20 protein-coding genes and 2 pseudogenes are annotated in these 24,330 nt (G+C 40.5%); 9 read left to right on the top strand and 13 right to left on the bottom strand.

Annotated elements, in window-relative coordinates; all coding sequences use genetic code 11:
* Window positions 1–307 precede the first annotated feature (307 nt).
* The 7 genes from OCV30_RS19285 to tpx form a co-directional block, all read right to left on the bottom strand.
* Complete coding sequence (locus tag OCV30_RS19285) at window positions 308–1,336, bottom strand: GlxA family transcriptional regulator (protein ID WP_083994571.1); 1,029 nt, start codon at window positions 1,334–1,336, stop codon at window positions 308–310.
* Window positions 1,337–1,493: 157 nt separating this feature from the next.
* A complete protein-coding gene (locus tag OCV30_RS19290) occupies window positions 1,494–1,973 on the bottom strand; it encodes a hypothetical protein (protein ID WP_065678278.1) in 480 nt (159 codons plus the stop codon).
* Window positions 1,957–2,754, bottom strand: a complete 798-nt coding sequence (locus OCV30_RS19295; protein WP_083994570.1) for a winged helix-turn-helix domain-containing protein — start codon at window positions 2,752–2,754, stop codon at window positions 1,957–1,959. Before OCV30_RS19295 ends, OCV30_RS19290 begins: the two co-directional genes overlap by 17 nt.
* Entirely contained in the window at window positions 2,735–3,265 is a 531-nt protein-coding gene (locus OCV30_RS19300) for a hypothetical protein (protein ID WP_065678276.1), read from the bottom strand. The genes OCV30_RS19295 and OCV30_RS19300 overlap by 20 nt, the downstream gene beginning before the upstream one ends.
* Window positions 3,240–3,977 (bottom strand): winged helix-turn-helix domain-containing protein, encoded by a 738-nt coding sequence (locus OCV30_RS19305; protein WP_244499018.1) that lies wholly within the window; start codon window positions 3,975–3,977, stop codon window positions 3,240–3,242. The genes OCV30_RS19300 and OCV30_RS19305 overlap by 26 nt, the downstream gene beginning before the upstream one ends.
* A 571-nt stretch (window positions 3,978–4,548) precedes the next feature.
* A complete protein-coding gene (locus OCV30_RS19310; RefSeq protein WP_065678274.1) occupies window positions 4,549–5,157 on the bottom strand; it encodes a redoxin family protein in 609 nt (202 codons plus the stop codon).
* Between the two features lie 2 nt (window positions 5,158–5,159).
* Window positions 5,160–5,657 carry a thiol peroxidase gene (tpx, locus tag OCV30_RS19315; protein ID WP_065678273.1) on the bottom strand — a complete coding sequence of 166 codons (498 nt, stop codon included), beginning with the start codon at window positions 5,655–5,657 and terminating at the stop codon, window positions 5,160–5,162.
* Window positions 5,658–6,482: 825 nt separating this feature from the next.
* Between tpx and OCV30_RS19320 the strand changes: the two genes are divergently transcribed.
* From OCV30_RS19320 to OCV30_RS19335, 4 genes are all read left to right on the top strand, one after another.
* Window positions 6,483–6,989 (top strand): hypothetical protein, encoded by a 507-nt coding sequence (locus OCV30_RS19320; protein ID WP_244499017.1) that lies wholly within the window; start codon window positions 6,483–6,485, stop codon window positions 6,987–6,989.
* Between the two features lie 350 nt (window positions 6,990–7,339).
* Window positions 7,340–9,043, top strand: a complete 1,704-nt coding sequence (locus OCV30_RS19325) for an anion permease (RefSeq protein WP_065678272.1) — start codon at window positions 7,340–7,342, stop codon at window positions 9,041–9,043.
* Window positions 9,043–9,744, top strand: coding sequence for an OmpA/MotB family protein (locus tag OCV30_RS19330; protein ID WP_065678271.1), 702 nt, complete (start codon window positions 9,043–9,045; stop codon window positions 9,742–9,744). Before OCV30_RS19325 ends, OCV30_RS19330 begins: the two co-directional genes overlap by 1 nt.
* Entirely contained in the window at window positions 9,744–10,895 is a 1,152-nt protein-coding gene (locus OCV30_RS19335) for an HNH endonuclease (protein ID WP_065678270.1), read from the top strand. Before OCV30_RS19330 ends, OCV30_RS19335 begins: the two co-directional genes overlap by 1 nt.
* 584 nt (window positions 10,896–11,479) lie before the next feature.
* Here the strand turns inward: OCV30_RS19335 and OCV30_RS19340 are convergent.
* Window positions 11,480–12,137, bottom strand: a pseudogene (locus OCV30_RS19340) (IS5 family transposase); the annotation flags it as partial.
* A 991-nt stretch (window positions 12,138–13,128) separates the two neighbouring features.
* Between OCV30_RS19340 and OCV30_RS19345 the strand changes: the two are divergent.
* Window positions 13,129–15,078 (top strand): HAMP domain-containing methyl-accepting chemotaxis protein, encoded by a 1,950-nt coding sequence (locus tag OCV30_RS19345; protein ID WP_065678269.1) that lies wholly within the window; start codon window positions 13,129–13,131, stop codon window positions 15,076–15,078.
* A gap of 271 nt (window positions 15,079–15,349) precedes the next feature.
* Window positions 15,350–15,490, top strand: a pseudogene (locus OCV30_RS19350) (L-threonine 3-dehydrogenase); the annotation flags it as partial.
* Window positions 15,491–15,680: 190 nt separating this feature from the next.
* On the opposite strand, the gene OCV30_RS19355 reads toward OCV30_RS19350, so the two are convergent.
* From OCV30_RS19355 to OCV30_RS19365, 3 genes are all read right to left on the bottom strand, one after another.
* A complete protein-coding gene (locus OCV30_RS19355; protein WP_017111839.1) occupies window positions 15,681–16,904 on the bottom strand; it encodes a DUF819 family protein in 1,224 nt (407 codons plus the stop codon).
* A gap of 526 nt (window positions 16,905–17,430) precedes the next feature.
* Complete coding sequence (locus OCV30_RS19360; RefSeq protein WP_065678268.1) at window positions 17,431–19,356, bottom strand: monovalent cation:proton antiporter-2 (CPA2) family protein; 1,926 nt, start codon at window positions 19,354–19,356, stop codon at window positions 17,431–17,433.
* 3 nt (window positions 19,357–19,359) lie between these two features.
* Window positions 19,360–19,974 carry an NAD(P)H-dependent oxidoreductase gene (locus OCV30_RS19365; protein WP_065678267.1) on the bottom strand — a complete coding sequence of 205 codons (615 nt, stop codon included), beginning with the start codon at window positions 19,972–19,974 and terminating at the stop codon, window positions 19,360–19,362.
* A gap of 303 nt (window positions 19,975–20,277) precedes the next feature.
* Here OCV30_RS19365 and OCV30_RS19370 point away from each other — a divergent pair, with 303 nt between their 5' ends.
* On the top strand, window positions 20,278–21,369 hold the full coding sequence (locus OCV30_RS19370; protein WP_065678266.1) for a threonine aldolase family protein: 1,092 nt from the start codon (window positions 20,278–20,280) through the stop codon (window positions 21,367–21,369).
* A 109-nt stretch (window positions 21,370–21,478) separates the two neighbouring features.
* Here the strand turns inward: OCV30_RS19370 and OCV30_RS19375 are convergent, their stop codons facing one another.
* Complete coding sequence (locus OCV30_RS19375) at window positions 21,479–21,604, bottom strand: hypothetical protein (protein ID WP_017060906.1); 126 nt, start codon at window positions 21,602–21,604, stop codon at window positions 21,479–21,481.
* Window positions 21,605–21,851: 247 nt separating this feature from the next.
* On the opposite strand from OCV30_RS19375, the gene OCV30_RS19380 reads away from it, so the two are divergent.
* Complete coding sequence (locus OCV30_RS19380) at window positions 21,852–22,286, top strand: YccF domain-containing protein (RefSeq protein WP_032555146.1); 435 nt, start codon at window positions 21,852–21,854, stop codon at window positions 22,284–22,286.
* A gap of 196 nt (window positions 22,287–22,482) precedes the next feature.
* Window positions 22,483–23,244: an IS5 family transposase gene (locus OCV30_RS19385; protein ID WP_102552608.1), complete on the top strand. Its 762-nt coding sequence runs from the start codon at window positions 22,483–22,485 to the stop codon at window positions 23,242–23,244.
* 47 nt (window positions 23,245–23,291) lie between these two features.
* Here OCV30_RS19385 and OCV30_RS19390 read toward each other — a convergent pair whose 3' ends face one another.
* Window positions 23,292–24,215: a hypothetical protein gene (locus OCV30_RS19390; protein WP_065680287.1), complete on the bottom strand. Its 924-nt coding sequence runs from the start codon at window positions 24,213–24,215 to the stop codon at window positions 23,292–23,294.
* Window positions 24,216–24,330: the final 115 nt, after the last annotated feature.

The raw sequence follows: 24,330 nt of genomic DNA on the forward strand, positions 1-24,330 counted from the left end.
CTTTTTACGGTTTACGAGCTAACAGTGTATCTAGTGAATGTTAGTTGCCACTTTTTATCCACATGATTACTCGCCCTGAATTTTATAATCAATACGTGTTTTGACTCACCAAGATCGTCATCGTTTATTTCTTGCATGTAAATTAGTCGACTTTGTTTTTGTTTCGCTTTTCTTTCCCTTGTGGTATGTCGTTGAACGCTTGCAGATACAAGCGTAGGCGGAGAGACATCAGCTTTATTATTTTTCAATCCAAGTGAATAACTCCCTCTTCTAGCTAAGGGCTTAGGTCCAGTTAGAATTAAGGTGCTTAAATCTCACAAGCCTGTGTCGTTTTGCGATATTCTGTGGGCGTCATGTCGTAAAATTTTTTAAACAGCGACCTAAAATGGTTTGTGTCACTGTAACCAACTTGCTGGGATATTTGTTCTATGTTTAAGCTGGTAGTGTCCAGCTTGTCTCTCGCTAATGCCACTCTAATACGTTGTATGTAGCTCATTGGAGATTCGCCAGTTGCTGCTTTGAAGCGACGTTTCATTTGCCTTTCACTCAAAAAACTTTTCTCTGCACACATAGCGACAGATAGCCTGCTTGGGTCTTCATTGTGCATCCACTCTTGTAACCGATCAATCAAACTGTCGCTATGTTGATGGTATTGAGCAAAGCTCGTTAAACAAATTCGCTTAATTTTTGAAACATCACCTCCTAAGTACTGTTCACATTTAATTCTTTGGGCCGTGCCTAACAAAGCATCAATTAACAAAATTGTTGCAGCAAAGTATTCTTTAATGCCGGAGGTGCAAATATATCGGTCATCATGAGTTATTTTCAAGTGTGGTTTGAATTTTACTTGGGGGAATTGATTTCGAAAATCTTCAGCATATACCCAATGTGTAGTTGCGCTTCGTTTGTTTAAAACCCCAAGTTCAGCCAGAAGAAATGTCCCCGTACATAAAGAGAGAACAAATTCACACTGCGTAATTTGTTTTTTTAGCCAATATTTAACCTCTTTGGGTAAGATATAAGACCCCTTATTTATGTTACCACAAGCACCTATTATTAAAATGTCGGTATATTCGACGGATTCCCAATGCGTACTACTGTTAATTGTTAGCCCCCCTAAGAATTGAGTCGGCCCCCCTGTGACTGATACATAACTGACCTGTGGCGCTGGTAATCCTGCTTGCATTGAAGCAATTGTCAGCATTTCGATTGGTCCCGAAATTGCTGTGATCGGGCTTCCTTCTAACAAGAGTGCAGTAATCTTTAAAGGTTCTCTTTTTCTGATCATGAGTATTACGTTTCTCAAACATGTCCTATTTGCTAGTACTATGTCCATAAACCCTTAAGAACACTAATAAACAAATCCGATATTTAAATTACTCGTCATTAGATTGATTTTAAATGAATAAATTAAGTTGTTGATATTTATATGTTTATAATCAACATGTTTGGTTATAACTAAATGTGTTGATGATTTAGGTTAATTACTCTAATTAATCGGCCGTGATACACTGGACACTGCCGGTCAATAAACTGGAATAACAGAAAATATACTTATCTTGGTATAAGGTCTGGAAAAATTGTTCCGATGAATTATCAATCAAGTGTGCTTCAGTGAAATCAAGTTCTGTTGAGGGAGTGTAGTTTGCGCTACGTAGCGCGTTGGTTGTCGAAAAGAGGTCTGCACCCCAGAAATAAACGGAGTAATAGATGTTGAGGGCTTTGTTTTTGCCTTCGGATAATAAGCTACAGTGTGCATCGTGAACTCCTCCCCACAGATGATCTACCGTAATCACTTCTTTGAACGAGTCGACTTCAAATGTTGTATATGTACGACCATGAGAAAATAACATGGTGTTGTTTCGACCATCTAAGAATGGAGGGTGATTGAGAGTATTTATCCAGGAGATAAGCGTAATGACGAGTGTATTTGCTAAGACCAGAAAAACAATGGCTTTACTGACATTGTTCATTAATTTCCTCTCTTACTTGCTCGATTGAATAGTCTCGGGAAAAACTAAAATTCATTGTGTTGTGTTCATGTAAATTATTAGGTTGATAAACACACGATACATAGAGTTGCTCAGGGTTTTCAGAAATATAGAGCATACGTAAGTCACTTGAGTATCTCCCTTTGAGGTCATTGAAACGTTTATCTCCATTTTTAGTATCAGTAAAATAGTACGTTACGCCCAAATGTTCACGTTGGTTCCATTGAATACGATCTGTGGTGCTATTGTAATATATGATCCGCGTTAACCAAGTGAGACTAACTAAAAATAATAGTGAGAGAGTCAATAGAATGAATCTTTGAAGGTATTGTAGATGGGCCGATAGACTGGTCTTCTCATGGTCTTGAGGTTGGAGAGTGTCTGGGATTATTTCTGAACTAGGTGTTGATGAGTTGTTTTGTTCAAGAACTATTGGTACCTCAAGGCTTATTATGTTGCTTACCAGTAAATAACCATGCTTTGGGACTGTTTTTATAATATTTTGTTGTCGACCATTGTCACCTAAAGCTATACGTAGGTGGGCTATAGACTGAGTTAAACTAGCTTGCGAGACGACTCGCCCTGGCCAAGCCACGTCGATTAAGGTACTTTTTAAAACGGTTTCTCCTTGATTTTTACATAAAAGCTCTAAAATTTTACAATCTGTAGAGTGCAATTTTTTGCTCTCCCCATTACTTTGGTTAGTTAGCTGGCGCCTAAGGGTTGGATTAAATATCCACATGCTATGTTGTTTTCTTGTCATTGACGTCAATTTTTTCTTTATTTTTAGATATATTGACACATTGAACTGAGCTGTTCGACAGTTGGATGTAACAATATTGGTGGGAGGTTTCTAACAAAGTTTGAAAATTTTCTTCGCCGCCATCAAAGAGCACATGTTGCTCTGGTAAATCAAAATATTCTGTTTCTGGAGAGTTAACCAGTTGATTTATATATTTTATGGAATAAATGGATTTCGGCCAAAAGGTAATAAGGAATTGTGTGTCCAGTTTTTTTCCATTGTCGAAATGGATAGAAGCCAGTAATAGAAATCGGTTCCATAGATAAGGTTTTAAGTGATAGTCGATTTTTCTGTATTTATTGTCTCCCATTTGCTCACCGTAAGTCAGAACCGTTTTACTTATTTGGGTATTAACGTTTTGAGCAAAACTAGGAATAAACGATGCATTGAGAAAAATTTGAATAGGAAACAAGGCAAGTAAAAAGACAACGCTGAGCAAATAGTGTTTATTGGCATTTTTGTACAATATCATTGCTAATCCCCTCTATAGCGCGCTTAATATCAATAGAAAAGTTGATGCTTTGGCCGTAAGGTGATGATGCATTCTGGTGAATGCAACTTACATAAATCCTAGTTTTATTTGAAGCAATATAAAAATTTACATTGTTTAAAGTAGGGTGCCTAATCAGCTGCTCTAAGAGTTGTTGACTATGAAAATCGTTGTTCTTGATCGTAAAGGTGTTAGTTTGAGAGTTCAACCTTGACATGTTCAGTTTAGGTTCGCTTTGTGAAGGTATGAACAAAAACCAAAACAGTAAACAGTTCATGCTGACTAATAAAACTATTACGCCAGCTTGCCAAGAACACTTAAGCTTAAAAGCTACTACCTTATCAGGTCGCCTAGTCTCGGGTTGGGCTTGGTTAGTTAAAACTAGAGCTATTTTATTATAAGCGACAAAGTAACCGGCTTTAGGTACGGTTCGAATGATACATTGTGCTTCCACTGTATCATTCAAAGCTAAACGTAATGATGCAATGGCGTGTGTGATACTGGCATCTGAAACAAATTTCCCCGGCCAAATTTTTTTGTGAATTTCAGATTTAGTTACGACTCGATGGTTATTCGACAGTAAGAGCAATAATAACTGGCTTTCTGTTTTTGTTAGTCTCTTTTCTTCACCTGATATTTTATTTCGAAGTTGAGAGTGTTCATGAGGTCTAAAATCCCACATAGATAGCTGCATACCTATACTTGGTGTTGTTTTTAAATGAAATATTACAAATTTACCAAATTATTCAATAGACAACAACTAGGAAAATAGTATGAACTCGAGTTTATAATGAGAGTTGATGATAGGCGTTGAGGGCAATTTTGCTTTGTTTTTTAACGAGAACTTTGAAAGGTATACTTAAATCAGCACAGTTACTTTCATTTATGTGTGTGGTTTCATTTAGATGCGTTGATACCTTCCTCTTATGAGGTCGTATGTATAACGATATCGACTCTACTTAACTAATCTATGGGATTGCATCAGTGTACTATTGGATAGAGACAGTTGTAACTAATTTGATATTATTTAATTAAATGATGGAGTGCCATGTTGTATTTTATTATGTAATTTTCAATTAAAATTTCTTCTACTAATGGTTTTAGTATAGATGATTATTCTAGTTTAAGAGCCCCTAATGATACCAGGATTAACAACCCTATAAATATATTTTGTTTTTTTATGCTTTTCATTATTGATTGTTATTTATAAAATTGGAATTAGGTTAATATATAAGAGGCTAATGCCCCTTATATATTTCCGGAGTCTAGCGGTTTTCTAACGCAACTTTCACTGCTCGTTCTAAACTAGGGATAGTTGTAAGTTCAGGTACTCTTTGGGTATAAATGACTTGGTTATTCATACCCACTACAATAATACTTCGACTAAGTAAGCCTAACTGCTTAATTTGAGTTCCTGTATTGAGGCCAAACTTATGTTCCGAAGAGTCAGAAAGATATGTCGCTCCGTCAAGAGAATGCTCTCTAATGAACCGCTGTTGAGCAAAAGGAGTATCCGCACTGACTGCATAAAATTCAATGTCTTGAAGTTTGTGATGGTTGCTTTCTATGTATTGAGAAAGCTCAATAGCTTGTTGAACACAAACAGGTGTATCAACAGATGTCAATATGCTATAGATTTTGATCGATTTACTTTGCGCACTAGTATCATAGCTTTCTAAATCTGAAGTCAACATCTTAGCTGAAGGCAATAAATCGCCTGCTTCTAATGGTGTACCAATCAGATCAAACTTTGTGGTGTTATCAAGTGTTACGACTTGTGTCTCTCCAAATCCAGCATCGTCTTCAGTAGTTTCAAACTTTGCGAAGGCGTTTATTGAATAAAGGGTGGCAGCAACAATAAGTAGTTTACGCATGATTATGATAAAACCGCTAGCGCAGATTCATAGTTTGGTTCAGTAGTAATTTCAGAAACCAATTCGCTATGTTTGACTATACCATCTTGACCGATAACGATAACAGCTCTCGCAGCTAATCCTTCAAGCGCACCTTCATTTAAGTTTACACCGTAGTTTTCAGTGAATGATGACTCTCTGAAAAAAGACGCTGTTGTTACTTTATCAATGCCTTCTGCACCACAAAAACGATTCATAGCAAAGGGTAGATCAGCAGAAATACATAATACGATTGTATTGTCTAAATTCGCGAATTTTTCGTTAAATGTACGAACGCTTGCTGCACAAACAGGAGTGTCGATGCTAGGGAAGATATTTAGCAAGACATTTTTCCCTTTTAGGCTTTCTAAAGTTAGGTTATTTAACTCTTTGTCGCAGAGAGTGAAACTTGGTGCTACTTGATTAGGCTTAGGGAATAGACCTGAGATAGCAACGGGGTTACCTTGGAAAGTTATAGACATATTATTACCTTTTGTTGTTTATTTTTAGGTTCGAAATTATTGAGCGGCGTGATAGTAGTTTGATATTTATAAATAACAAATCCGATGTGTTATTTTTTTTGTTATTTCTTTTTGTTATTTTTTGATATTTAATGAATAATACGTTAAGTCCTAAATACCCCTCATATTAGTCTGATTTAGAGGGTTTGATTGGTGTATAATTTTTAATTTATATAATGCTTTCTGAAAGGTTTTATTCATTAATCGTGTTTGTTTCGCGAAAATTAATTTTTTCCTAGGGAAGAAACATGATCTTTTTACGTTGGTTTTTGATTCCTCAACGATGAACGAGCTGTATTCAGGAATTAGTCTTCATACCTAAACAAAGAACCCCCAGTCATGCTGTTTTTGTTGGTCAACTTTCAAAGACAGCGTGACTTCTTACATTTACAATAAAATCAGACCATAGAGTAGATTCATTATTATATTTTGATAGTTTCTAACTATCCCACACCACACCACGATTTTGCAGTCACGCTCGCTACTCCCGTTGTATATGATTCTGAAAATAAAGACAAAACTGACAATGGAAACACTGGGAAATGAAAAAAACATTTGCATTTTTACTCGTTATTTCGACTCAGACCTTAGCGAAGGCCTTCCAGCCAATGATTATAAATGGAAAGGTAGTGGAAAAATTTTTGCGCGAATGAATATACGTCCTTGACATATCCATTAACAAATGTAGGAAGAAAATATTGAATAAATGAATTGAAGAGAAAGAATTTTGTCACCTTTAACTCCTGGAAATATTCAGCGAGAGGATTCACGAAAAATTTCAACACTATGAAAAAAACAACAATGCCATTTAAAAATAAATATGCTTACTTTTTATATGCTCCTTTGCTGTTCTGGAGTATAAATGCGTTTTCCGTTCAACTTACATACGCAGACGAAGCTTCTGCATTTAAAGCCGCAGGCTATAGCTTCGATGGTAAATCTTGGCGTAGTAATTGTCAGGAATTTAGCTTCACCTCATTGGATGAAATAACTGTTGTACGAGATTTGAATGGTGATGGTCAGCCTGAGGTGATTATTATAGAAAGTAATACATATTGTTATGGCAATACCGGCTATCACTATACTCTCGTCAGTAAACAGAATAATAGTAGTTGGAAGCTAATCACTAGTGGAGTTGGAATACCCAAGCTAATAATGAATGAGGAACATCACGGTTGGCCGGATATTGAGGTAGGCGGTCCGGGTTTTTGTTTTCCTGTCATGCGTTGGAATGGCTGCAATTACGTATTCAATCGGTATCAATATGATGATGTACCTTGTTATCTACAATAATTGACGCTGCTACTTTAGCTAAATGCCAACGACCAAAGATATTGCAAAATAAGTTGTGGTGATCTGCGCGATTAGTGAAGCTTTCGTTAGCCAAAAATTCCATTTCTTTCGCAAGTATTATTAAGGTTGCGTTATATTTCACTGTAATTGCCCCATTATTGATATATACAGTACGGTAAATTATTTATCACAAGTGAAGACAAAGACGGGTCAGAGAAACAATGTAGACAAGGGCAATTCGACAGCCTTTTATGACTGTCACCATGTTATGAAAATGATCCTTTATCTCTTCTTTCATTTTCAAAGTTGGAGATAAAGCCGAACCACTATTAAATCAACGAGAACTTATAATGTCAGAACAATTAGAGATGATTCTTTTGAGCCTGAGTGCAGGGGCAGTCAGTACCCTAGTTGCAGTGCTAATCATCGGTGTGTTTTTTGTAGCAATATGGTTAGGAAAGACAGGCAGAAACAGAGATTTCGTTAGCTACGCACCAACTCTTCTAACCACATTGGGTATACTCGGTACGTTCTTTGGGATTGTGCTTGGCTTGTTAGAGTTCGATCAAAACAATATCGAAACAAGCATACCTCCACTTTTAGCAGGTCTTAAGACAGCGTTCATAACGAGTCTGATGGGGATCTTCGCATCTCTATTACTTAAGACGCTCAGCACTATTCCTCTCTTCAAACCCAAAAAAGCGAAAGAGCAAAAACTTGGCGCGACACCGGAAGATATTCTTTCTGCAATACAGTATCAATCCACAGAAACAAAGGCTTTGAAAGATGCTCTAGTCGGTAACGAAGAGTCTACGTTGCTTGGTCAATTCAAGATGATTCGCAGCGACATAAACGACAATGCCAAGCTATCCCGAAAGACGCTTGATGAAAGGGCCGAAACTGAAGAAGAGAGATTTAAAGAGTTTTCCACGAATCTGTGGCTCAAGATGCAGGAGTTTGCCGATGTCTTGTCGAAATCTGCGACAGATCAGGTTATAGAGGCGCTTAAGCAGGTTATTACTGACTTCAATAGCAATTTGACAGAGCAGTTTGGCGACAATTTCAAACAACTAAACGAGGCAGTGTTGCTTCTCGTTAGGTGGCAAGAAGATTACAAAAACCAACTCGAGCAAATGCAGAGCCAGTATGAGCTGGGCGTAAAATCAATTGCCTCTACCGAGTCTTCGGTCGCGACAATCAGCGAGCACAGTAAAGTGATACCTGAAGCTATGATTCAACTTAAAGAAATCATGGAGGTCTGCAATCACCAAATATCTGAGCTTGAGAGTCATCTTGGTGCATTCAGGGATATGAGAGACAAAGCGGTTGAAGCCGTGCCGGAGATTCAAAACCAGATAGAGAATGTGGTGAGTAGTATATCTAAATCAGTCGAGACTGCTAATACCCACTATGCCGATATGCTCACTGAAGCCGAGAAAGGCATAAACAATGTCAGCGAAAAGCTAATAGAGAGCTCTGAAACTATCGGCAAGTCTATAGACTTGGCTGCAACTGAATTTACAGATAATGCAGCTAGAACGAACGAAAGCCTCAAAACAAGCTCCGACTACCTTCAAGACCAAACTGGAATTATCAAGCAGCACCTAGAAGACGCTGTTTCTGATCTGAATAACACTATGCGCGGCATGATTGAAATGCTAGTTACTGATGCCAAGCAGATGTCAGAAACGATGACCACCGCTAACCAGAACCTAGTTACCGATACCAACAAAGTGTCTGATGCGATTGTTAATTCGGCAGGTAAGTTGCAACAGAGATTGTCTGACGTTATCGACGAGGCATCAACTCAGCAAATTAATCAAGCTAGACGCACGTTCGAGGCGATGGAAGAGAGTATTCGAAACCAAGTCGGGTTAACTGGCGAGGCGGTAGATTCTCAGCTCAAGTTGATTGATGAGTCTATGCAGCAAGAGATTAACCGTGTCATTACTGAGATGGGACGAGCTCTTACTCAGGTGACAGGCAAGTTTGTAGAGGATTATGTGAAGCTGACTCAGGCAATGAATGAGATCGTTAACGAGCGAGTTGCCTAATGGACAAGATATTCGGTAAAAGCAATGCCGCCGAAGAGGAGAATGGAGAGCATTGGCTTTCCATCTCAGACCTAATGGCCGGCTTAATGATGGTGTTTTTATTTATCGCCATCGTATTCATGCTCAAGACTCAGAAAGAAAGCCAGAAGATAAAAGATGTAGCAGTTGCCTATCAAGAGAACCAAGTTGCCATTTACGATGCTTTAGTGAATGAATTCAAAGGCGATTTGGATTTATGGGGAGCAGAGATTGATAAGGAAACTCTGTCATTCAACTTCAAGTCACCTGACGTACTGTTCGCAAACAACCAGACAAAGATTAAGACTGCTTACAAGAGGATCTTAAATCAGTTCTTCCCACGCTATATCGAGGTTCTTAAGCCGTTTCGCGACTCGATTGATGAAGTGAGAATTGAGGGGCACACATCTAGCGCAGGTCTTAGAGGCTCAACCAAAGAGCAGGCTTATTTTTACAATATGAGGTTGTCACAAGGTAGAACACGCTCCGTTTTGCAATACGGCTACAGCTTAATGCCGGAAGAGTCAGATTGGATAACTTCCAGAGTAGCTGCGGTTGGGTTCTCTTCCTCGAGGTTGGTCAAAGTAGACGGGTTAGAAGACCCAGATAAATCACGTCGAGTCTCGTTTAGAGCCATTACAAACGCTGACATACAGATAAAACAAATTCTTGGTGAGAACTGATGAAGTTAAATATCGACTTTGGCGCCCTGTATAAAGCTATTGCCCCGTTGGGGGCAGTGAGATCTGATTTTACCTTAACAAGGCGCTCAGACAATCTAGAGAGCGTTACTCGTGGTCTAGTTCAAGGCAAGGTATTAGGTAAAGACATTCAGTTAGATGAGATTGACGGCTCAAATGGTGTACTAAGTTACGACGGTCATCAGGTAATGCTCTACATACCCGACCAGGGGCCAAGCATAAGCGAAGTTATTAGTAACGGTAAGTGTAAGTCGGCAAGACGTGTTCATGTCGCAGAGTGTAAAACAATAATTGATATGCGCGAAAAAGGGCGTTTTCACAATAGATATGTGGTGACAAGTCGAATCGATGGCAAGTTTCCGGTCTTTGGTCGTTCTTTTCACTCAGGTCAGGACTCAAAGGGTGAATCTGATTTATCACCATGCATTATGTGTATGAAGGAACTGAATGTAGAGGGCTATACCGAGAAGACATACGAGGAGCAGAAATCGTTCATTGCCAATTTCTCGTTCGTGAGGTTATTTGAGTCATACAGTTCCCACTTCGAGACATTACCAACCTCTACTGCTGATTATTACAGAGGCGGGTACTCTCCTGATTGGGCATCGATATCATCGAGCTTCAGAAGCGAACTGAATTACACCTGTCAACATTGCAGTGTTTGCCTAAAAGATCACAAAAAGCTACTTCACACTCACCATGTTAACGGGAACAAGACAGACAACAAGAGGGCGAACCTTAGAGCCTTGTGTGCTGACTGTCACAGGAAACAGCCTCATCATGGTCACTTGTGCGTGAGCAACGAGACAACTTTGACCATCAACAGGCTAAGAGAAGAGCAGGGCGTTGTAACTCCGTTTGACAGCTACCAAGATCTAATGCTTTATGCCGATCCTGCTCTTGTTGGCTTAATATCAAAGTGTCAAAAGAATCGACTTCCCTGTGGTCAGGTTGGCGTAAGTAAGAACATAAAGGGAAGTGAAGTCTCTATTGACTTGTGTTGGGATAATCAGAAAGTGGCGGTGGTGATTAATCACAAGAGCTCTAGAGAGCTTAAAGGCGCAGGATGGTCGGTCTATACAGTTCAAGACGCATTAGATAGATTTGATTTGTTTCAAGGCGAGGTTAGATAGCCAATTTCCTTAGCCTTGACCATTTAAAAGTCTAACGTGCTTTGGGCCATTAATTTGAGCTGTGTTTAAGGTAACCGATGGGTTGGCCTTCCCCTTCTTATATGAGAAGTCGCATTAATCGTTATTTTTAAAATCTTAGGGGTTTATATACTTAAAGTATTAAATCCCTACCAGGCCTTGTTGATGCTCTGAACACTTCCGCCCATATCCACAGCATAGCCTCATGTCTACGCCTCGTCCAAGAACAACAGTTGATCTTGAAAGTTCCTGGGAGTTTTCGAGCACTGAATTATGGCAGATTTCCATAAGAAAACACGGTGGTATAGAGTGGCACGACTTGCCATTGAGTAATTACGTTAACATGATGTATGGAGTTCACTCCCTCCTTTTTAATCTAGACTTAGGAGAGTGAGAAAAGACTGATGGTCCCAATGTGTTGACTAAAAATGTCATCGCTATCGACTGGCGTCGTTGATCAAATCAGGTAAGGAATGTGGTTATCCCACTCAACTTACCTGTTAGTTTTTAATAGGCATACCTAGCCCTAAGACTTTGTTATTAGCTTTTATATTTGCCAATGCCTAACCAACTTGAGTGTTGTAACATCTCAAACTCAATGTACTGCTAGTCAGTGCTTTATATCGAAACATTGCCGTTTCATAGATTGAGCTATCGTGATACCCAGAGTCAGTTTTTCACTGAACTAGCGTATCGTTTATGAGCGCATCAATAGCTTTATTTCGAGGGTGTTCCTTGTCCCAATAACTAGCATTTTTTCTAGGAGGGATGAGAGGCTTGCAGCCCTTAGAGCGCAAGACTTCATGATACTTTTTGGTGTCGTAAGCACCATCACCTGACACCTCTAGAATGCTTCGGCGTGTTTGTTTCAGTAAGTTAGGGAGTACTTCTCCGTCTTTAACCGTCGATAAACTTAGTTCGACTGTAATTATTTCATGCGTGCTTGTATCGACTGTGATTTGCAGCTTTCACCAAACTCAATACTTGCAATCTGTCTCGTGTTTTTTGATTTTCCATTCACTTTCGCCATAAATCTTAAGGCCAGCCGTATCAATGGCTAGATGCTGTATCACCCTCTCGTTTTTGTTTTAAGGGAAATCTCAACTTGCTTTGTGCCCACCCGTTTATCGCCTCTTCATTAACGCAAAAGGTCGGAGAGCGACGGTTAATGAGTGATTGGTTATATTGCTTCCAGTTGGTGGTTTTGTGACGAGGCTGGGGCATAAGGCTACAAAAGGTAGTGTACGTAGCTGACCAGAGCGTAGTTTCTAGATTTAATTCATTTAATTACGCAACAAGGCTCCATCTAGACCTCCGTCAAATCAGACGTATCTCTATGGAGGAACAGACAAAAATAAGAAGATTATAAATATAAGTAATTGTTTTTAAATGTTAAATCAAAAGATCTATAACCTTATATTAAACGGGGTTAATATTTAAATGTCAAACCAGTGGGGCATAATTGGCAGTATGATGTTCGACCGAATGATATCTAATTACTACCTTAAGGGGCTCATTTTCCTTCCTAGTTCATATTATAGTCAGTTCGTTGCTACCTTTTCTACAAGCTGAGCAATCGTAAAGTTGAAGAGGGATTGGCAGAGCGTGGTATCCATGTTGATCTCAATTTTGAATCGCTGGTTCATCGAATAAAGAAACCTGTCGTCTCTAGTCGAGGATGGAAGAGACGTTCATTATGTCAGGGTTAATGAGAGGACAATTGTAGGTTATGACAAGTGGAGGAATAAACGTAAATTTCATGATGAGAAAGCGGTTCATGTATTCTTGAACAAGGTAATTGGTCATTAATCGTTTACTTGGAAGGTAGTTATCGATAAAAGTGGCGCTAACGCTCCATAGTATCAACGTCCAACTTTGGTTGATGGGGGCGATAATTAAAAATTGGGCAGCTCAATAATCGTTAATATTTATCTGCTGGGATCCGTTTACGCCCTAGCAGCCTAATTGTACCTTAAAATTAGTACACTTTTATTTCATCATAATTTCTAGGTACAACCGAATTCATTATTTGTAAAGTTTTTTGGAAATGTGAAATTGGTCATCTTGTGGTTGGCTAGATAGTTGCCTTAATTTAATTTAATTTAATTTAATTTAATTTAATTTAATTTAATTTAATTTAATTTAATTTAATTTAATTTAATTTAATTTAATTTAATTTTGTTATAGTTCATTGTGGAATTTATAGAGAGATTTTATGTTTAAAAACCTAAAGTTAGGTGTGAAAATTGGCGGAAGTTTTGGCGTTGTATTAACGTTGCTTTCTATAGCGTTGGTTATTGGGATATATTCAATTAAAAATGTGGATGATGAGATAGTTAAATATAGAACTCAAACGCGTCAAACGAACCAATTTAGTAAGTTACAAAGTAATATGTTGATGCTTCAAATTAATGTCAAAGATTTTCTTATAACAGAGAACGATAAAAATTTAAAGCAATATTATTTTTTTATTAAAAAATTAAATAGCATTATCATGGAAGCAGATCAAGAAATTGATTTTTCAGGGCGGACAAATCTGGTTGAGAAAGTTGATACAGCTATGAGAAATTATGAAATTGCTTTTGAGCGAGTAGTAAGTTTATTAGAACAAAAGGATACTATCCATAACTCAATACTAGTGCCTAGTGGTGAAAATATGAGCCGATTGATTGGCGATATCATTCAGTCTTCTTATGACGATGGTGATACTGAACTAGCCTACTATGCGAGCCATGTGCAAGAGAAAATGTTGCTTGGACGTCTGTTTGTTGTCAAGTTTCTTCAAAGTAATCAGACTGGTGATTTTAATATGGCGATTGAAAACATGGACAAAGCTTTAACAGATGAAATCAAAAAATTGAGCCTTCGCTTACATAACTCAGAACGTAGGGAGATACTAATAAAACTTACCCATTCTCATCTGAGCTATATTCAAGCGATGAGAGATATTCATGATTTAATTGTTGAGCGAAATAACATCATTACTAACCATCTAGAAGCTATTGGTTCACAAGTAGATATTCTTGTTGATGAGATGAAGCAGATTGTTTTAAAAGAGCAAAATATTCTTGGGGTCGAACTTCAGGAACATACAGATAGAAGTGTAAAAATTACTCTTATCGTGTCTGTCATTGCTATTTTATTTGGTGGATTATGCGCTCATTTTTTGACTTTAGCCATCACTAAACCAATACAAAAAGCCGTCGATGCCGCTAATCAACTTGCTCAGGGTGACTTGGCTATTAACGTAGGGATAACGAGCAAGGATGAAACGGGCAAGCTTCTTGATGCGGTGCAAAATACCGCTGATCATCTTAAACAGATGATTTCTACTATTTCAACCGCGAGCAGTGAATTGGCTTCGGCTTCCGAGGAATTAGCTGTGGTGACAGAGCAGACTTCTAAAGGTATTGGTTTGCAAGAAACTGAAACAGAGATGGTTGCGACGGCCATGAATGAGATGTCTGCGACGGTGCAGAATGTGGCGAACAATGCGGCTAAGGCATCGGACGCCGCCAATCAAGCTGATAAGGAAGCCATGTCAGGAGCGAAGGTAGTTGAACAAACTATTACTTCTATTAATTTACTGTCGCAAAGTGTGAATCATTCCTCTGGCAAAATGAATGAGGTGCAACTGGAAGTGCTGAACATCAGCAAGATTCTAGCCGTCATACGAGAGATAGCTGAACAGACTAACCTACTTGCGTTGAATGCGGCGATTGAAGCTGCGAGGGCGGGAGAGCAAGGAAGAGGCTTTGCCGTTGTTGCAGATGAAGTGCGCTCATTAGCAGAAAGAACACAAGGTTCGACTTCTGAAATCCAAGCCATCATTGAGCAACTTCAGGTGGGAACTAAAAGTACAGTAGAAGCGATGGATCAAGGTAAAATACAGGCTGATAACTGTGTAGCACAAGCAGCGAATGCTAGTTCAGCCCTCCAAGCCATTACCTCTGCAATTAATACAATTAACGAGATGAATATGCAAATTGCTAGTGCCTCTGAGCAACAAAGCATAGTGGCTGAAGATATCCATCAGAATGTTGTTAACGTGAAACATATTGCTGAGGAAAATGCGGTTGCTGCTAACCAAACCAGTGCTTCGAGTACAGAGATAGCACGTCTTGCTGGAGATTTGGGGCAATTAGTTTCTCAGTTTCAAGTTTGATATATCTGGATAACTCAGTGAACTTACCAAGTAAAATGATTTTTCATAACAAAATGTATGAGTTTAAAAAAATCCCTTTTTTAAGTTCTACGGCATGTCATATTTAAATTTTTGCTTGCTCAAAGAAGCTAGACTGGAAATAAGGCGGGAAATAGGCTTATTTGTTGACCATACTTCTGTCTTAGATAGAAAAATATGTCGCCATCCTGCCGCCATTAGTAATTTTATATCAATGTAAGTTTTTGTTTTTAAATTACTTATGTTCTCATTGTATATAATGGCTTCTTTGATTCAATCAGGCCTAGATCTAACACCAATCATTACTCACCACTACAAAGTGGACGACTTCCAGAAAGGCTTCGACATGATGCGCTCTGGTATGTCAGGTAAAGTAATCCTAGATTGGGAATAATTCTGAATTAGGAAGCTAACTTAAGAAAGCTTAATAGAAAGGCGACAGTTATTACTGTCGCCTTTTTTGTGTCTATCTCGCCTTGATATGTGTTTGCACTTTTAGAAATGCTTGTGACAAGAAGAGCACATAACAAAGGGCGACATGATCAAAGGTCCTGTCGCCCATATCGCTTTTATTTCGAGGCTTATTAACCCGCAGCAGCCTGCATGATGAGACCACAGATGTAGGCACCGTATGTACCTAGAGCGTAACCCAATACCGCCATTAGGATACCTACTGGCGCTAATGCTGGGTGGAACGCTGCTGCTACGATAGGAGCCGATGCTGCGCCGCCAACGTTAGCTTGGCTACCGACAGCCATGAAGAACAGTGGTGCACGGATAAGCTTCGCCATCACAATCATTAGAATGGCATGGATAGTTAGCCATGTGATACCAATGAAGAAGTAGCCTGGATTGTCTAAGATAGCCGTCACATCCATTTGCATACCGATAGTTGCAACTAGGATGTAGATGAACGCTGAACCTACCTTTGATGCGCCACTGTGCTCAAGACTGCGTGTTGATTTGAAGCATGAAGCGATGAGCGCGAACGTTGTCACCATTACGATTAACCAGAAGAAGCCTGATGTAAGGCTGTACTTCGCAAGCTCTGGAGCGTTGGTCGAGATCCAAGGTGCGATTAGGTCACTGAATAAGTGAGCTAGACCCGTAAGACCAAACGCAATACCCGTGATCTTCATTAGATCAGTTGTGGTCGTTGGGCGAGCGTTCTCTTCTTGGTATTTAGAAACCGTCTCTTTTAGCTCTTCGATAGATGATGTGTCTGCTTTTAACCATGCATCAATTTTCTTCTGACGGCCTGCCATGATAAGTAACACGGCCATCCAAATGTTCGCACAGATAACATCAACCGTAATCATTGCAGAGAACAGTTGGTCATCAACCTCGAACACTTCTTTCATTGCTGCTTGGTTTGCACCGCCGCCAATCCAAGAACCTGCCACAGTTGTAAGGCCGCGCCATACATCGCCAGATACAAGGTCAGGGTTAACTTGGTCGATGATTAGAATCGCTAAAGGCCCGCCAATAATAATGCCGACAGTACCAGTTAGGAACATGATGACGGCTTTAGAACCAAGGCCAAATATTTTACGAAGGTCTGCTGAGATGATCAGAAGAACGAGTGCACTCGGTAATAGGTAGCGACTTGCAACGAAGTATAGCTTTGAGTTTGACGCATCGATGATGCCGAAGCTGTTCAGCAATGAGGGAACAAAGTAACAGAGCAATAGACCCGGAACGAACGAGTAGAATTTTTTCAGTGCGCTATTTTGGCTACTTTCCGTGATAAAAACACCGCCAAGAATAACAGCTAACATGCCCATTATTACTGCATCATTAGTAATCATTATTATATCTCCTTTAAGGTGAGCGCAACCGCCTCACTTTTTGAAGTGCAGGACTATACCGACAACTGGCATGCGTTACAAATTGTAACGATAGACATACTTTGAAATGTTTTTGTTAATTTTTATGGTTTGAATCTGTGAATGTGGAATGTTAGTTATTGGCGATGTGAATGTTTTAGTGGCGACTTGTGAGGCGTGTTTAGATATATGCAATGTAACTCAAACGTTAGAGGATGGTCGCTACGAATTAGAACGACGACTGAAGGGCTTAAAAGAATGCATATATACCTGTATTGACGGTATGGTTTATGTGGAGAGGTAATGTTTTATAAATGTAAAAAGTGAATTCATTTTTGACGGGTAACTTGAGATTGAAAATTATAACTGGATCACATAAATGTCGTGGTTCATCTGATTTAGGTTCCGTGTTTTGGCTTCATCGGTCGTGCTATTCGTATTTAGAGAATGAAAAAGCGACCCGAAAGCCGCTTTTTGAGTGGTTGTTAACCTCGAATTTGAGCTCTGCTTAGGTTTGTTCTTCCTCAAAGCCATCTGCATAGCCTTTCGGTGGCGGGGTCCAACCTCGTTCTGAGCGAGAGTGCTTGTCTGAACGGTCTTTTTTCATGTCTTCTTTCATTGCTTCTTCAAGGTGAATGAAGATTTGTCGGTAGTTGTTGTCGTAACGTGGGTTCTCTTCCGCTTCAGACCAAGCTTGGTATAGTTTTTCAGACTTACGGCTTTCAACACGTTGATACGTTGATTTTTGCTGTTCAACGAAGAATGGATGGTGCCCTAAAGAACGTAGAGCTTCTGCGCCCATTTCGAGTGCCGAGTGGTACGTTTCTGAGACTACAGAATCTGCACCAGCTTCTCGTAGGCGGTAACTGTGACCACGGTCGAACGCACGCGCTAAAATTTTCACTTTAGGGTAGGTGTGTTTAACGTATTTTACTAATTCAACGCTTGAGTCTTGGTTATCGATAGCGACGACAAACATTGCGGCTTCTTCGATCCCTGCTGTATGCAATAAGTCATGACGAGTCGCATCACCAAAGTAAGATTTGATGTTGATAGAGCGAAGTAAATCGACTTGGTTGGCTTGGTGATCCAAAACCACAGTCTTGACATCATTCGACACCAATAAGCGGTTAACGATTTGACCGAATCGGCCAATACCAGCAATGATCACCGTACCTTTCTCTTCGATAGTATCGGCTTCTCGGTCGTTAGACTTTTGCTCGTAACGAGGAAGTATCACTTTATCAAATAGAATGAATAAGCCTGGTGTTAGGAACATTGAAAGAGCAACAACCAGCGACAGAGTTTGGACTATATCAGCAGACAATACGTGGTTTTGAGCCGAGAAGCTCAGTAGTACAAAACCAAATTCACCGGCTTGCGCCAAGCTCAACGTAAACAACCAACGGTCGCTATTTTTAATTTTGAAGATCAACGCCAATGTAAACAACACCAAGGCTTTAAGTAGCATAACGCCAAGAGTGAGGCCAATGATCAAACCAAAGTCGTTGAATAGAACATCAAAGTTGATGCCCGCACCTACCGTAATGAAGAACAAGCCAAGTAGCAGCCCTTTAAACGGGTCTATATTAGACTCAAGCTCGTGGCGGAATTCACTGTTCGCCAATACCACACCCGCAAGGAAGGTTCCTAAAGCTGGTGAGAGGCCGACTAGGCTCATTAGTGCAGCAATACCAATAACCAACATCAGTGCGGTTGCAGTAAAGATTTCTCGCAAGCCTGAGCTCGCCACAAAGCGGAACAGTGGACGACTCAAGAAGTGCCCGCCGACCACAACAATCGCAATAGATGCTGTGATCACAAGGCCATAAGCCCAGCCGGGTAGGCCAGCAACAAGACTCAACTCTTCATGGTGATCAGAAGTCGAAGCGACCGCGCTTTGTGCAGCTTCGATTAATTCTGGCAACGCCAATAGAGGGATAAATGCCAGCATCGGAATGACAGCGATATCTTGGAACAGTAAGACCGAGAAAGCATTCTTGCCGCCTTCTGTCTTGGAGAGCCCTTTCTCATTAAAGGTTTGGAGAACAATCGCGGTAGATGACAGTGCGAAGATCAAACCGATAGTCAGCGCGATCGTCCAAGGTTGCCCGAAGAACAGAGCAATCCCCATGACTATGGCCGTTGTGCCACCGACTTGTAGGCCGCCGAGCCCCATCAGGCGGTTTCTCATTGCCCAAAGCATCTTAGGCTCAAGCTCAAGCCCGACCAAGAACAGCATCATTACTACACCGAATTCGGCAAAGTGTTGAATGGTCGTGGTCTCTTCACCCACTAAGCCGATGATTGGGCCAATCACCACACCGGCAATGAGGTAACCAAGCACAGATCCGAGACCAAGCCTTTTGGCGATAGGAACCGCGATGACTGCGGCAAGCAAATAGATAAATGCTTGTAGAAAATATCCTGTCATGATTTAACCTCTGCTCATCAGTTCATCAACGTAATGGTTTAGCTTTTCAGCCTTGCTTGCCTTTTTAAGGTCGACTTCGCCCGCAACAAAAGCCACTAAAAGTGTTTTATAGCTGTTTACGTGATCTTGAATTCGGCCTTCTTCCAACGCAGTACGTGAACCAAATAAAGCCAATGGGGCCAAGTAGTTCATGCCGCACAAAGATGCTGTTTGTTCGATTGGGTGAAGCAGTTCACGTATGGTGAAGTGGTTATAACCGTCTGTCTGATAAGCATCTTTCTTGCCACCAGCGGTGATACTGCATAACAAGCTTTTACCTTGCAGTTCATTACCGTCGGTGCCATAAGCAAAGCCATATTCGAGAACAAGGTCTTGCCATTCTTTAAGAATCGCGGGGGTTGAGTACCAATATAGTGGGAACTGAAAAATGATGATGTCATGGTCCAACAGGCGTTTCTGTTCACGGTCGATATTGATCTTGAAGGTTGGGTACTCAGCATAGAGGTCGACACAGGTAACCCCGTTAATGCGTTTGGCTTGCTCAAATAAGGGTTTGTTCGCTTCAGAGCGATGCTGAGAAGGGTGGGCGAATAGCACCAAGACTCGATTTTTCGACATATAGCCCTCTTTGTCCATTAACGAATAATATTTATTGGAATTATAGATATACAATAATAGAAGAATGGTTGAACAACAACGAATTAGCCCATACTTATCTAGTTAGATGCGCGTGTTTTTAGGGACTTAATTATATAAAACACCCGTCAATTTGAGTATTTCCGGCACACGCAGCCGATGACTGCGTAAAACTAATTATTCGCTAATAATAAAAGCAAAGAGGTGCACTTTATGTCACCGTTGAAGGCTAACGTAAATAATTCAATCACCCTACATAGAACGACAATGAATAAAGGAAAAGGTATGAGCACGGACTTGCGTCAACAATGTAATTTGCTGCTTTCTGGTCACTTCGATCCAACACCAGCACAAACCTTCGCGCAAATGGCTGAATGGTGCGAAACACATGATGTGGCGCACGACACCTACGGTGATGGCGATTTTATTGAGAGTTTTGAAAGCAAAGTGGCTGATTTGCTCGGCTATGAAGCCGCCGTGTTTGTGATTACCGGCACAATGAATCAACCGACAGCGTTAGAGATTGCTTGCCAAGAAAAAAGAAATCCTTTGGTAGCGATGCACGAATCCAGCCATATTATGCGCCATGAACGCCAAGGGTATCAGCTCCAGAACCGATTCAATGTACTTCCGGTTGGTAATGTATTTCGCACTTGGAATGTCGACGACTTAAAGGCTTGGCCTGATGAGATTGCCGCGGCATTGTATGAACTACCGATGCGAGAGATTGGTGGTCAGCTGCCTGAGTGGGAAGAGCTTGAAGCGATAAAGCAGTACTGCAAAGAACAATCGATTCATCTGCATATGGATGGTGCTCGTTTGTGGGAGTGTGGCGCGTATTATCAAAAGCCATATAGCGAGATTGCTAAGGGGTTCGATACAGCTTATGTTTCGCTCTATAAAGGGTTAAATGGTCTTGGGGGGTCACTCCTACTAGGTGATAAGGCTTTCGTAGCAAAAGCTTCAGCATGGATGAAGCGTCAGGGCGGAAATGTTTACCATCGCACACCTTACGTGGTTTCGGCAGCAATGCAGTTTGATCAACGGATTGAGTTAATGCCTGCTTTGTATGAACGCACCAAACAGGTTTACCAGATATTACAAGATTACCCGCAATTCACGGTTAATCCGCAGCAACCGCAGGTCAACATGCTTCACCTATATTTACCTGTGAGCCATGAAGACGGCATTATTGCGCGAGACAATATTGCTAAGAAGCACAAGGTTTGGATAGGAAATCCAGCCATTAGCGAGCTACCAAATCAATGTAAAATTGAGTGGTATGTGGGTGATAACTTATTGAACTTACCTGATCATGAGCTGATCGACATATTGGATTTTATTAGCGAAGAGCTGATTTTATTAACGAAGAGCTGATTTGATCGCAGAAGAGTTGAACTGATTACAGCAGAAGTGAGTTAACTGAGATGAATACAGGACATGTTTCCTGTATTCATTTTTACGCCAATAGGATGGCGGGGATTTGTTACATGTATTGGTTGATGTACACGTCGACTAAAAACATGAATACAGGTACCGTGCTGAGAAGTCCGAAGAAGACGATTGGCACCCAGTTTTTCATTTTCTTTTTAGGTTGCTCAGTGTTGTTCATAAGTTCGGCCTTAAATTAGTTGTTGTAGCTGTTTAGCTTTGTGATACTAAAAATCTACGAGCATGGTATCAAATAAAATCGATGATCCCTATGCGGATTTGGCGTTTCGTGGTGCGTATCAATCACAGAAAATGTAGGCGATTCATAAGCGGTTCATAAAGGCTCAATAATAATGAACCTATTAGAACAAGTATTGCCTTATTCGGCATATGAAATAAACAGCATTCAAAGATTTGGAGAAGACAACATGAGAACAATAGGAAACATCATTTGGTTTCTGTTTGGTGGCGTATTTATGGGGCTAGCTTGGTGGTTCTTCGGACTGCTCGCATTCCTCACCATCGTTGGTATTCCATGGGGTAGAGCGTGTTTTGTAATGGGTAACTTCTCATTCTTCCCATTTGGTCAAGAAGCGATTTCACGTGATGAATTGACCAATGAAACTGACATCGGTACCAGCCCGCTAGGCGTGATTGGTAACGTGATTTGGTTCTTATTTGCGGGTATCTGGCTAGCAATCGGTCACATCATGTCAGCAGTAGCGTGTTTCATTACTATTATAGGTATTCCGTTTGCGATTCAGCACCTTAAGCTCGCGGTTATTTCGCTGGCGCCAATCGGTAAGACAGTTGTCGATAAACGTGAAGCAGAAGCGGCGCGAGTAAGAAATTACAAAGGTTAAGACTACAGTTTAAGCCTTATATAGAACTGAAAAAGCACATCACATGATGTGCTTTTTTGTGCCTCGTTTTCGATCTAACGATGCCCCAATCTCACAAACACTCACTAGGGCGTGTTGATCTTTCGTGAGTGTTTTTTGAACAGCATGGTAAAGAGTTATAATTTGCTTCGCCAAAAGTAAAACCATAACCAATACCATGCCAAGAACAATGCTAACTGATATTCGCTGGGAACTGCTACTCCAAGTTATGAAAAGTACAGGTCGTATTTACGATAAAACTGAACATCGAATGACATTTGAAGGAATACTTTATCGAATGAGAACAGGTATTCCTTGGCGAGATCTACCCTCTGAGTTCGGAGAGTGGAGTACCGTTTACAGACGATTTAATCTTTGGTCAAAGAAAGGGATTTTAGATAAACTTTTCAAAAGCTTATCTAGCATGGCTGATTTTGAATGGGTCTTTCTTGATGGCTCTATAGTTCGAGCGCATCAGCATAGTACAGGTGCAGCTACTGAAAGCTCAGAGCAAATAGGAAAAAGTCGCGGGGGCAACTCAACCAAAATTCACTTAGCCGTAGATAGTGGTGGTCTGCCGATTTGCTTTGATTTATCAGAAGGACAACGCCACGATATAGTGCATGCCGAAAGCTTAGTTGAACAACTCGATGAAGTTAATACTATCGTTTGTGATAAAGGATATGACAGCGAACCTTTCCGTACTTTTGTTAAGGAACGTGGCGGAGAAACGGTAATTGCTAAACGCAATTACGGACAAGATATAGACAAAGACAGTATGGATTGGTGTCTATACAAGTATCGTCACTTGGTCGAAAATGCCTTTGGGAGAATTAAGCATTATCGAGCTATTTCAAGTAGATATGACAAGCTAGAAAGGAATTATGCCAGCATGTTATCGCTGGCATTCATGTTAATGTGGCTACCGATGTATTGTTGAACACAAAATGTACAGCAAAGATCAACACGCCCTAGATACTAGTTCCACTAGACATTGTTGAACAAGACTTCAAGCCTAAGGGTGATGTTGGCTTCTTCGGTATGTTTCTCATAGGGCTCTCGTTCCCATTGGTAGCGCGGAATCAATTCGTAGAACAGCCATTCTTTCCAAACGTTTTCTCGGTAGGTTATCGACACCTGTGAGTATTCGTAGTGGTTATACGGCACGCTGGTTGCTGCAATCGTCGCGCTGTATTGCAGAGCTTGGTCTTGAGAAAGATAGTGATACAAAGTTAGCCCCGTACCGTACTCCCAGCCTTTAAGGTCGTCGTTATAACCTGCAAAGTTCGACCATCGCACTAAGAAGTCATCACTCAAAGAAAGATCAAAATCGATATCGGTGATCTCGCCAGTTTCTTGCTTTTCTTGATACACACGTTGGGTCAGCCTGAATACGGCATCGGTAGTGAGAGGGTAGGTAAAGCGATAACGAGCTTCAATACGCGGACGCAGTGTCGCTTTAATGTTGAAGCTACTGTAACCCTTCGCATAAGCATCGTAACGAAGGCCGAGTGCGCTCTCTAATTCCTCTGAATCTTGCGGAAAGAAATCCAAGAACTCTTCATCGCCAACCGATTCATAGATTAACTTCAAGCGCTTACTGACAAAGGGCAAGTGCAAGCGTACGTTGAGCTTGGTTGAGTAATCAACATCGCCACCTTCTGAATAGATAAAGTCGTTGTACCAACGGACAGACGTGCCCGCTCGAGCATCTTCGGTAATGCGGTCATCGACAAAAAAACTGTCAAACCATAATGCAGGTTGACAAAATTTACTGTTCAGGAAATGGTAAGCCTTTTCGACAGGGACGTCTTCTAACGGCTGACTGTGGCACTCATTTTGTTCCTCTGCTTGAACAGAGTATGAAATGAGTGACGCCAATAATGAGGTGCTAGCTATCCTACGACTCAATGGAACCTGTTTGTTATTCTATATATCAATAGTTTGACTATAACCAAGCGATTGCAACAATGCGACTTTTTAGTGATGAGCAGTGAGTGATTAGTCACTACTGATTAGTGATGAG

Origin of the sequence: Vibrio atlanticus (assembly GCF_024347315.1) — a bacterium.
In the GTDB taxonomy this organism is placed as follows: Bacteria; Pseudomonadota; Gammaproteobacteria; order Enterobacterales; family Vibrionaceae; genus Vibrio; species Vibrio atlanticus.

What these genes read in the sequence shown, in the direction of transcription:
- OCV30_RS19285 (WP_083994571.1), bottom strand. Translation starts at nt 1,336, where the DNA reads ATGGACATAGTACTAGCAAATAGGACATGTTTGAGAAACGTAATACTC.
- OCV30_RS19290 (WP_065678278.1), bottom strand. Translation starts at nt 1,973, where the DNA reads ATGAACAATGTCAGTAAAGCCATTGTTTTTCTGGTCTTAGCAAATACA.
- OCV30_RS19295 (WP_083994570.1), bottom strand. Translation starts at nt 2,754, where the DNA reads ATGACAAGAAAACAACATAGCATGTGGATATTTAATCCAACCCTTAGG.
- OCV30_RS19300 (WP_065678276.1), bottom strand. Translation starts at nt 3,265, where the DNA reads ATGATATTGTACAAAAATGCCAATAAACACTATTTGCTCAGCGTTGTC.
- OCV30_RS19305 (WP_244499018.1), bottom strand. Translation starts at nt 3,977, where the DNA reads ATGCAGCTATCTATGTGGGATTTTAGACCTCATGAACACTCTCAACTT.
- OCV30_RS19310 (WP_065678274.1), bottom strand. Translation starts at nt 5,157, where the DNA reads ATGCGTAAACTACTTATTGTTGCTGCCACCCTTTATTCAATAAACGCC.
- tpx (WP_065678273.1), bottom strand. Translation starts at nt 5,657, where the DNA reads ATGTCTATAACTTTCCAAGGTAACCCCGTTGCTATCTCAGGTCTATTC.
- OCV30_RS19320 (WP_244499017.1), top strand. Translation starts at nt 6,483, where the DNA reads ATGAAAAAAACAACAATGCCATTTAAAAATAAATATGCTTACTTTTTA.
- OCV30_RS19325 (WP_065678272.1), top strand. Translation starts at nt 7,340, where the DNA reads ATGTCAGAACAATTAGAGATGATTCTTTTGAGCCTGAGTGCAGGGGCA.
- OCV30_RS19330 (WP_065678271.1), top strand. Translation starts at nt 9,043, where the DNA reads ATGGACAAGATATTCGGTAAAAGCAATGCCGCCGAAGAGGAGAATGGA.
- OCV30_RS19335 (WP_065678270.1), top strand. Translation starts at nt 9,744, where the DNA reads ATGAAGTTAAATATCGACTTTGGCGCCCTGTATAAAGCTATTGCCCCG.
- OCV30_RS19345 (WP_065678269.1), top strand. Translation starts at nt 13,129, where the DNA reads ATGTTTAAAAACCTAAAGTTAGGTGTGAAAATTGGCGGAAGTTTTGGC.
- OCV30_RS19355 (WP_017111839.1), bottom strand. Translation starts at nt 16,904, where the DNA reads ATGATTACTAATGATGCAGTAATAATGGGCATGTTAGCTGTTATTCTT.
- OCV30_RS19360 (WP_065678268.1), bottom strand. Translation starts at nt 19,356, where the DNA reads ATGACAGGATATTTTCTACAAGCATTTATCTATTTGCTTGCCGCAGTC.
- OCV30_RS19365 (WP_065678267.1), bottom strand. Translation starts at nt 19,974, where the DNA reads ATGTCGAAAAATCGAGTCTTGGTGCTATTCGCCCACCCTTCTCAGCAT.
- OCV30_RS19370 (WP_065678266.1), top strand. Translation starts at nt 20,278, where the DNA reads ATGAGCACGGACTTGCGTCAACAATGTAATTTGCTGCTTTCTGGTCAC.
- OCV30_RS19375 (WP_017060906.1), bottom strand. Translation starts at nt 21,604, where the DNA reads ATGAACAACACTGAGCAACCTAAAAAGAAAATGAAAAACTGGGTGCCA.
- OCV30_RS19380 (WP_032555146.1), top strand. Translation starts at nt 21,852, where the DNA reads ATGAGAACAATAGGAAACATCATTTGGTTTCTGTTTGGTGGCGTATTT.
- OCV30_RS19385 (WP_102552608.1), top strand. Translation starts at nt 22,483, where the DNA reads ATGCCAAGAACAATGCTAACTGATATTCGCTGGGAACTGCTACTCCAA.